Source organism: Falsiroseomonas oryzae, assembly GCF_027856955.1.
GTDB classification, from domain to species: Bacteria; Pseudomonadota; Alphaproteobacteria; order Acetobacterales; family Acetobacteraceae; genus Falsiroseomonas; species Falsiroseomonas oryzae.
This window is the reverse complement of the sequence record NZ_JAPSMD010000259.1, coordinates 1-7656: the sequence shown is the minus strand read 5'-3', so window position 1 is coordinate 7656 and position 7656 is coordinate 1. Positions and strand designations below refer to the sequence as shown.

Annotated in this window: 7 protein-coding genes; 5 read left to right on the top strand and 2 right to left on the bottom strand. The window is 70.0% G+C overall.

What is annotated here, in order from left to right:
• Nucleotides 1-716, top strand: a 716-nt coding sequence (locus tag OZN99_RS20740; RefSeq protein ID WP_456299891.1) for a hypothetical protein, incomplete at its 5' end; no start/stop codon positions are given.
• Between the two features lie 90 nt (nucleotides 717-806).
• Here OZN99_RS20740 and OZN99_RS20735 read toward each other — a convergent pair.
• Nucleotides 807-1295, bottom strand: a complete 489-nt coding sequence (locus OZN99_RS20735; RefSeq protein ID WP_270937159.1) for an Hcp family type VI secretion system effector — start codon at nucleotides 1293-1295, stop codon at nucleotides 807-809.
• 35 nt (nucleotides 1296-1330) lie between these two features.
• A complete protein-coding gene (gene tssH / locus OZN99_RS20730; protein WP_270937158.1) occupies nucleotides 1331-3979 on the bottom strand; it encodes a type VI secretion system ATPase TssH in 2649 nt (882 codons plus the stop codon).
• 144 nt (nucleotides 3980-4123) lie between these two features.
• On the opposite strand from tssH, the gene tssA reads away from it, so the two are divergent.
• The 4 genes from tssA to OZN99_RS20710 all read left to right on the top strand — a co-directional run.
• Complete coding sequence (gene tssA, locus OZN99_RS20725) at nucleotides 4124-5257, top strand: type VI secretion system protein TssA (RefSeq protein WP_270937157.1); 1134 nt, start codon at nucleotides 4124-4126, stop codon at nucleotides 5255-5257.
• A gap of 188 nt (nucleotides 5258-5445) precedes the next feature.
• Complete coding sequence (tssB, locus tag OZN99_RS20720; RefSeq protein WP_270937156.1) at nucleotides 5446-5955, top strand: type VI secretion system contractile sheath small subunit; 510 nt, start codon at nucleotides 5446-5448, stop codon at nucleotides 5953-5955.
• A gap of 4 nt (nucleotides 5956-5959) precedes the next feature.
• Complete coding sequence (tssC, locus tag OZN99_RS20715) at nucleotides 5960-7453, top strand: type VI secretion system contractile sheath large subunit (RefSeq protein WP_270937155.1); 1494 nt, start codon at nucleotides 5960-5962, stop codon at nucleotides 7451-7453.
• A gap of 8 nt (nucleotides 7454-7461) precedes the next feature.
• Nucleotides 7462-7656 (top strand): hypothetical protein (locus OZN99_RS20710; RefSeq protein ID WP_270937154.1); only part of this gene is annotated, 195 nt, incomplete at its 3' end.

The window sequence follows — 7656 nt, the reverse complement described above, 5'->3', positions numbered from 1 at the left end:
CGACACCGGCGCCGCCCCAGCCCGCTGCGCTGCCCTCTGCCGCCGCGGTCCGCACGGCGCTGGCGCAGGCGCTGCCGCCGCTGTCCTGTTCGCTGGTGTCCGGCACCGTCGCGCCGGACCGCGTCACGCTGCGCGGCGTCGTCGGCCGCGGCGCGCCGGAGCGCGCGCTGCGCGACGCGGTCGCGGCCGCCGCCGGATCGCTGCCGCGCGACTGGCGCGTGCACAGCTTCGACGCGCCTTTCTGCCTGGCGCTGGATGCGCTGCGCCCCGCCGTGCAGCCCTTCGGCACCCCGGGCGCGCTGCAGGTCGCGCTGGCCGGCAACGCAACCCGGCTTCGCGACGGCGACAACATCACCGTGGTGCTGAACGGGCCGGACTTCCCGGCGTATCTGCACGTCTCCTTCCTGGTGCACGACGGCACGCTGGCGCATCTGCACCCGACGCCGACGGACCCGGCGCGCATGCTGCCGGCGGGCGCGACGCTGCGGCTGGGCGACCCCTCCATTGGCGGGCCGGCCTGGGCGGTCGGGCCGCCCTACGGCATGGACCTGGTCATCGTGGTCGCCTCCTCGGTCCCGCTGTTCGACCGGCCGCGGCCGGAGGACGAGGACACCGTGGCCTATCTGCGCGACCTGCGCGCCGCGCTGGAGCAGGCGCGCCGGCGTGGCGCCCGCCTGGCGGCGGATGCCTGGGTGCTGGAGACGGTGCCGCGGTAACCATGCGCCGGCGCGCAGGCGGTGCCGGAAACGAAAAAGGGCCGGCCCGAAGGCCGGCCCGCTGGCCTCGCGTCGCAGCGCCGGATGGCGTCAGACGTTGGCCTTCATGAGGGTCAGGTCGTAGGAGACCTTCTCGCCATCGGTCAGGCCGAGCGTCTCGTCCACGACCTTCGGCACGATCTCGATGTGGGAGAAGTTCAGCGAGAGGCTCTCCGTCGGCTTGCCCTCGCCGCCAGTGGAGGCGGAGTAGCCGGAGATCACGCAGTCCTTCAGGTTGATGATCAGGAAGGCGCCCTGTTCGGCGCCCTGGGTGGTGGTGAAGTGGATCTCCACCTTGTTGTTGATCTTGCCGGAGACCGCTTCCTCGAAGAGCTTGGAGGAGGAGGTCGGGTCCCACTCCTTGGTCACGGTGATCTCGCTGATGCTGGGCTCGCTCGCCTCGCGGTTGGCGCCCTTGCCCTTCGCCGCGCCGATGCCGCGGCCGGCACCCATGTTGAAGCTGGAGAGGGTGATCCAATCCGCCCAGCCCTGCGTCGTGGCGTCGCCCTTCAGCGCGCCATACTTCATGTACATCGCCATCGTGACTGCTCCTTTCCGTCCTGCCCTCTAGGTCCTCACGCCGCCTCGACCGCGTAGGTGAAGCCGCCATCCGGGGCGAGGCCGACCCGGATGCCCCCGACCTGGCGGCCCTCCGCCAGGTGGGACAGCACCTCCGCCGAGAGTTCCGGCAGGAGGGTGCGCGAGAGGATGTTCTCGACATTGCGCGCGCCGGAGGAGGCCTCCGTGCAGCGCGCCGCGATCGCTTCGACGAGCGCGGGATCCCAGTCGAAGCCCGCGCGATAGCTTTCCTTGACGCGGCGCCGGATGCGGCCGAGCTGCAGCTCGACGATCTTGCGGATGATCGCGTCGGGCAGCGGGAAATACGGCACCAGCGTGACGCGGCCGAGGAAGGCCGGCTTGAAGTGCTTCATCAGTTCCGGCCGCAGTGCCTGGGCCAGGCCGTTGGCGTCCGGCATCGTCTCCGGGTCGGCGCAGAGCTTGGTGACCAGGTCCGTGCCGGCGTTGCTGGTCATGATGATGACGGTGTTCTTGAAGTCGATGTCGCGGCCTTCGCCGTCCTTCATCATCCCCTTGTCGAACACCTGGTAGAAGATGTCCTGCACGCCGGGATGCGCCTTCTCCATCTCGTCGAGCAGGACGACGGAGTAGGGGCGGCGGCGCACCGCCTCGGTCAGGATGCCGCCTTCGCCATAGCCGACATAGCCGGGCGGGCTGCCCATGAGGAGCGAGACCTTATGCTCCTCCTTGAACTCGCTCATGTTGATGACGGTGAGGTTCTGCTCGCCGCCATAGAGCAGGTCGGCCAGGGTCAGCGCGGTCTCCGTCTTGCCGACGCCGGAGGTGCCGACCATCAGGAAGACGCCGATCGGCTTGCGCGGATCGGTCAGGCCGGCGCGGCTGGTGCGGATGGCCTGCGCCACCGCCTCCAGCGCATGGGGCTGGCCGACGACCCGCTCCTCCATGGCCTGGCGCAGGTTCAGGATGGTGCGGATCTCGTCGCCGCGCATGCGCCCGGCGGGGATTCCGGTCCAGCTCTCGACGATCTCGGCCACGGCCTGGCCGTCCACCACCGGGTGCACCAGCGGCTGCTCGCCCTGCAGCTCCCGCAGTTCCGACGCCAGCGCGGCGAGGCGCTTGCGCAACTCGTCCTTGTCGCGCGTGTCCTCCGGGTTCTCGACCACGCCACGGACCTCGGCGATCTCGGCGGCGAGGGTCTTCTCCTTCTCCCACCGCGCCTCGAGGTCCTTCAGCTCGACCTCGTTCTTCGTGCGCTCCGCCGTGAGCTCGTCGCGGCGCGCGGCGAAGTCGGCGCCGGCGGCCATCTCGCGCCCCACGATGCCGAGCTCCGTGTCGATCAGCTCGATGCGGCGGCGGCGGTCCTCGATCGCGGCGGGGATCGCAGCCTGGCTCATCGCGACGCGGGCGCAGGCCGTGTCGATCAGGCTGACCGCCTTGTCCGGCAGCTGGCGGGAGGGGATGTAGCGGGCGGAGAGACGCACCGCCTCGCTGACGGCCTCGTCGAGGATGCGCACCTTGTGATGCTTCTCCAGCGTGCCGACCAGCCCGCGGATCATCGCGATGGCGATCGGGATCGTCGGCTCCTCGACCTTCACCACCTGGAAGCGGCGGGTGAGGGCGGCGTCCTTCTCGAAATACTTCTTGTATTCGGCCCAGGTGGTGGCGGCGACGGTGCGCAGCTCGCCGCGGGCCAGTGCAGGCTTCAGCAGGTTGGCGGCATCGTTCTGGCCCTGCTGGCCGCCCGCGCCGATCAGCGTGTGCGCCTCGTCGATGAAGAGGATGACCGGCTTCGGGCTCGCCTTCGTCTCCTCGATGACGGATTTGAGGCGGTTCTCGAACTCGCCCTTCACGCCGGCGCCGGCCTGCAGCAGGCCGAGGTCGAGCGTGCGCAGCACCACGCCCTTCAGCGCGGGCGGCACGTCGCCGGAGGCGATGCGCAGCGCGAGCCCCTCGACCACCGCGGTCTTCCCCACGCCGGCCTCGCCGGTGAGGATCGGGTTGTTCTGGCGGCGGCGCGTCAGGATGTCGACGACCTGCCGGATCTCGGTGTCGCGTCCCAGGATGGGGTCGATCTTCCCGGCCCGGGCGCGGGCGGTCAGGTCCGTCGTAAACTGTTCGAGAGCGGTGCCGCCGCCGGTCGGCATCCCCGGCTCGCCGGCTGCGGCGCCCTCCGCGCCTGCTGCCGCGGAGGGCGCCGCGGCCTGCGATTCGGGCGTGGCGCCGCAGATCGCGACATAGTCGCGCTTCAGCTGCTCGGCCGGGATGCGGGCGAACTGGCCGGAGGCGTCCCGCGCGCGGCGGGCGAGCGATTCGTCGGCGACGAGGGCGAGCAGCAGGTGTCCGGTGCGCACCCGGGACGCGCCGAGCTCGATCGACCCGAGCAGCCAGGCCTGCTTCATCAGCTCGACCAGGTCGGGCGAGAGGCTCGGCGCGCGGGCATTGCCCGTCTTCATCCGGTCGAGCGCCTTGCCGAGATCCGCAGCGAAACGGGCCGTGTCGACGCCGTAATGGCGCAGGATCGCCGCGCAGTCGGTGTCCGTGCGGTCGGCGACGGCGAGCAGCAGGTGCTCGATCTCGACGTTGTAGTGGCTGCGGGACAGAGTCAGCCCGGCCGCAGCCTCCAGCGCGCGCCGGCACGGATCGTTAACCCGAGCGACGAGTTGCTTCAGATCGACAGCGGCCATCCGTCACCCCTTTGGCGGCACAACCCTATGTGATAATCACCCCTCCAGTCCAGCAACGTCGGCGCGTGACGATGACGGTGATGGACGATCCGGACGGGCGCGACCGGTCGGTGGGGTACCGGAACAGCGCAGGGGGGGCGCCGCATGCCAGCAGACCCGCCAGCTCCGGCGCTGCCGGACGGCTTCGCCCTTGAAGCCCTGCTGGCGCCGATCCCGGGCGACACGCCGCAGGGCACCGATCTGCGAGAGGACACCTCGGCGCAGTCGCCCTGGTTCCGGCTGCGTGACGCGCGCGCCGAGGCGCGCGAGCTGGAGCGGCGCGCCGAGACGGAAGGCGGCGACGATGGCGGCATCGCGCCGCCATGGAAGATGATCCACACCTTGGCCCGCACGGCGCTGCTGGAGCGCAGCAAGGATCTCGACGTCGCGGCGATGCTGACGGAAGCGTTGTTGCGGATGCACGGGCTGCCCGGTCTGACGGCGGGCGCACTTCTCATCAAGGGATTGGCGGAACGTTACTGGGACGGCGTTTTCCCGCTGCCCGACGAGTACGAGGGCGTCGCGGCGCGCGTCGCCGGCATCACCGGCCTGAGCGGGTCGGAGAAGGAGGGGCTGCTGCTGCCGCCGCTGCGCCGGCTGGTGGTGTTCACCCGGCCGGACGGGAACCCCTTCGCGTGGTGGCAGTACGAACGCTCCCGCGAGCTGGCGACCATCGTGGACGCGGCCCGCAAGGAGCAGCGGATCAAGGCCGGCGCGATCCCGCTGGACCAGGTGGAAAAGGATGCGAAGGCGGTCAGCCCGAAGCATTTCGCCGCGCTGCGCCGGCAACTGAAGGACGCCGCCGCGGCCTGGGCCGGGATGGCGGCGACGCTGGACGGGCTGGCCGGGCAGGACGGCCCCTCCACGGGGCGTGTGCGCGACCTGCTGGACGAGATGCTCGCGATGGTTGGCCAGTACGCGCCGCCCGAGGAGGTGGAAGCGCCGATCGAGGAGGGGGCGATGGACGCCACCGAGGAGGAGGCCGAGGGCAGCCCGGCCGCCGGCGCGCCGCGCGGCGGCCAGCCGGCCCGCACGCGGGAGGACGTGCTGCGCCAGCTGGTCGAGATCGCCGACTACTTCAAGCGCACGGAGCCCAACTCGCCCCTGGCCTACACGCTGCAGGACGCGGTGCGGCGCGCCAGGCTGAGCTGGCCGGAACTGCTGACGGAGTTGGTGCCGGACGGCAAGGCGCGGGAGGCGATCCTGGTCTCGCTGGGCATCAAGCCGGAGGGCGGGTGAGCGCGTGGGGGGGCGGGCGGAATCCCGCCTTCCACCTAGGATTGTTCACCGATGCTTCCTTGACCCGCAGGGGTCGAACCACATAGCATGCATGTAATCCGCGGCGAGAATTTGGCTCCGCCCCGCCTATGCCCGGGGTCGCCTCTTCGGCTTCCGCGGTCCGCCAGTGCGCGAGGGGGTCCGGGTCCATGAGTGAGAGCATCCACGGCAAGCTCAGCCGCGTGCGCAAGCCGCGCGTGCACATCACCTACGAGGTCGAGACGGAAGGTGCCGAGGTCGTCCGCGAGCTGCCCTTCGTGGTTGGCGTGATGGGCGACTTCTCCGGCGATCCGACGGCGCCGCTGAAGCCGCTGACGGAGCGGAAGTTCGTCCAGATCGACCGCGACAACTTCAACGACGTCATGGCGTCCTTCACCCCGGGCGTGAAGCTGAAGGTGGACAACACGCTGGCCGGCGACGGCAGTCAGATGAACGTCGAGCTGGCCTTCAAGTCGATCGACGACTTCGACCCGGCACGCGTGGCGCAGCAGGTGCCGGCGCTGGCCGCGCTGCTGGAGACGCGCGCCAAGCTGCGCGACCTGATGAGCAAGGTGGACCGCTCCGAGGAGCTGGAATCGCTGCTCGAGCAGGTGCTGAGCAACGAGAGCGAGATGAAGAAGCTGTCGGCCGAACTCGGCCTCGACAAGAAGGAGGGCTGAGACGATGTCCGAGGCCGCTTCTTCCGCCGCCGGCGCCGCCACGACGACCGAGGGCTCGCTCGGGCTGCTCGACCAGGTCGTCTCCGCCACCAAGGCGACCGAGCCTGACCGCGCGCAGGACCTGGTGAAGAACCTTGTCGAGCAGGCGCTGCAGGGCACTGTCACTTTCGACAAGAACCTGTCGCGCACCTTCGACCGCGCGATCGCGGCGATCGACGCCAAGGTGTCGGCGCAGCTCAACGCGATCATGCACGACCCGAAATTCACGAAGCTCGAGGGCACGTGGCGCGGGCTGCACTACCTCGTTCAGAACAGCGAGACGGGCACCGCGCTGAAGATCCGCGTGCTGAACCTGCCGAAGCGCGAGATGACGCGCGACCTGACCAAGGCGGTGGAGTTCGACCAGAGCCAGCTGTTCAAGAAGCTCTACGAGAACGAGTTCGGCACGCCCGGCGGGGAGCCCTATGGCGCGCTGATCGGCGACTACGAGTGGACCAACCACCCGGACGACGTCGAGACGCTGCGCCTGATGTCGAACGTGGCGGCGGCCGGCTTCTCGCCCTTCATCTCCGGCGTCGGTGCGGGGATGTTCGGCTTCAAGGACTGGACCGAGCTGTCCAAGCCGCGCGACCTCGCGAAGATCTTCGAGGCGCCTGAATATATGAAGTGGCGCAGCTTCCGCGAGAGCGAGGACAGCCGCTTCGTCAGCCTGGTGATGCCGCGCGTCATCGCGCGCCTGCCCTATGGCGCGAACACCAAGCCGATCGAGGAGTTCGGCTACGAGGAGGCGCCGATGGACCCGGTGACGGGCGCGGCGAAGTCGATGGGCCACCACGACTACTGCTGGATGAACGCGGCCTATGTGATGGGCGCGCGGCTCACCGACGCCTTCGCGAAATACGGCTTCTGCGTCGCCATCCGTGGCGCGGAGGGCGGCGGCAAGGTGGAGAACCTGCCGACGCACATCTTCACCTCGGACGACGGCGACAGCGACGCGAAGTGCCCGACCGAGATCGGCATCACCGACCGGCGCGAGTTCGAGCTCTCGAACCTCGGCTTCCTGCCGCTCTGCCACTACAAGAACACCGACTACGCCGTGTTCTTCGGCGGCCAGAGCACGCAGAAGCCGAAGAAGTACGACCGGCCGGAGGCGACGGCGAACGCCGCCATCTCCGCGCGCCTGCCCTACCTGATGGCGACCGGCCGCTTCGCGCACTACCTGAAGGTGATGGCACGGGACAAGATCGGCTCCTTCATGGAGGCGTCGGATTGCGAGAAGTGGCTGAACCGCTGGATCAGCAACTACGTCAACTCCAACCCGAATGCCGGACCGGAGATGAAGGCGCGCTACCCGCTGCGTGCGGCGAAGGTCGAGGTGAAGGAAATCCCGGGCAAGCCCGGCTCCTACAACGCCGTCGCCTGGATGCAGCCCTGGCTGCAGATGGAGGAGCTGACCACCTCCATGCGCATGGTCGCGCGCATCCCGCAGAAGGCCTGACCTGACACATGCCCCCGGCGCAGGCTGACGAGACCGTCGTCCTGCGCCCGCGGCGGCCGGCGCTGCCGCCGCAGCCACCGCTGCGCGACGCCGTGCTGGCCGGCGCCTTCTTCGGCGACCGTCATGCCGAGGCCGCCGGCCGCGTCGCCGGCTTCGCGCGCAGTGGCAGCGCGGCAGATGCGGTGCGCGACTGGTTCGGCGCC

What these genes read in the sequence shown, in the direction of transcription:
- tssC (WP_270937155.1), top strand. Translation starts at nt 5,960, where the DNA reads ATGTCCGAGGCCGCTTCTTCCGCCGCCGGCGCCGCCACGACGACCGAG.
- tssH (WP_270937158.1), bottom strand. Translation starts at nt 3,979, where the DNA reads ATGGCCGCTGTCGATCTGAAGCAACTCGTCGCTCGGGTTAACGATCCG.
- OZN99_RS20735 (WP_270937159.1), bottom strand. Translation starts at nt 1,295, where the DNA reads ATGGCGATGTACATGAAGTATGGCGCGCTGAAGGGCGACGCCACGACG.
- tssA (WP_270937157.1), top strand. Translation starts at nt 4,124, where the DNA reads ATGCCAGCAGACCCGCCAGCTCCGGCGCTGCCGGACGGCTTCGCCCTT.
- tssB (WP_270937156.1), top strand. Translation starts at nt 5,446, where the DNA reads ATGAGTGAGAGCATCCACGGCAAGCTCAGCCGCGTGCGCAAGCCGCGC.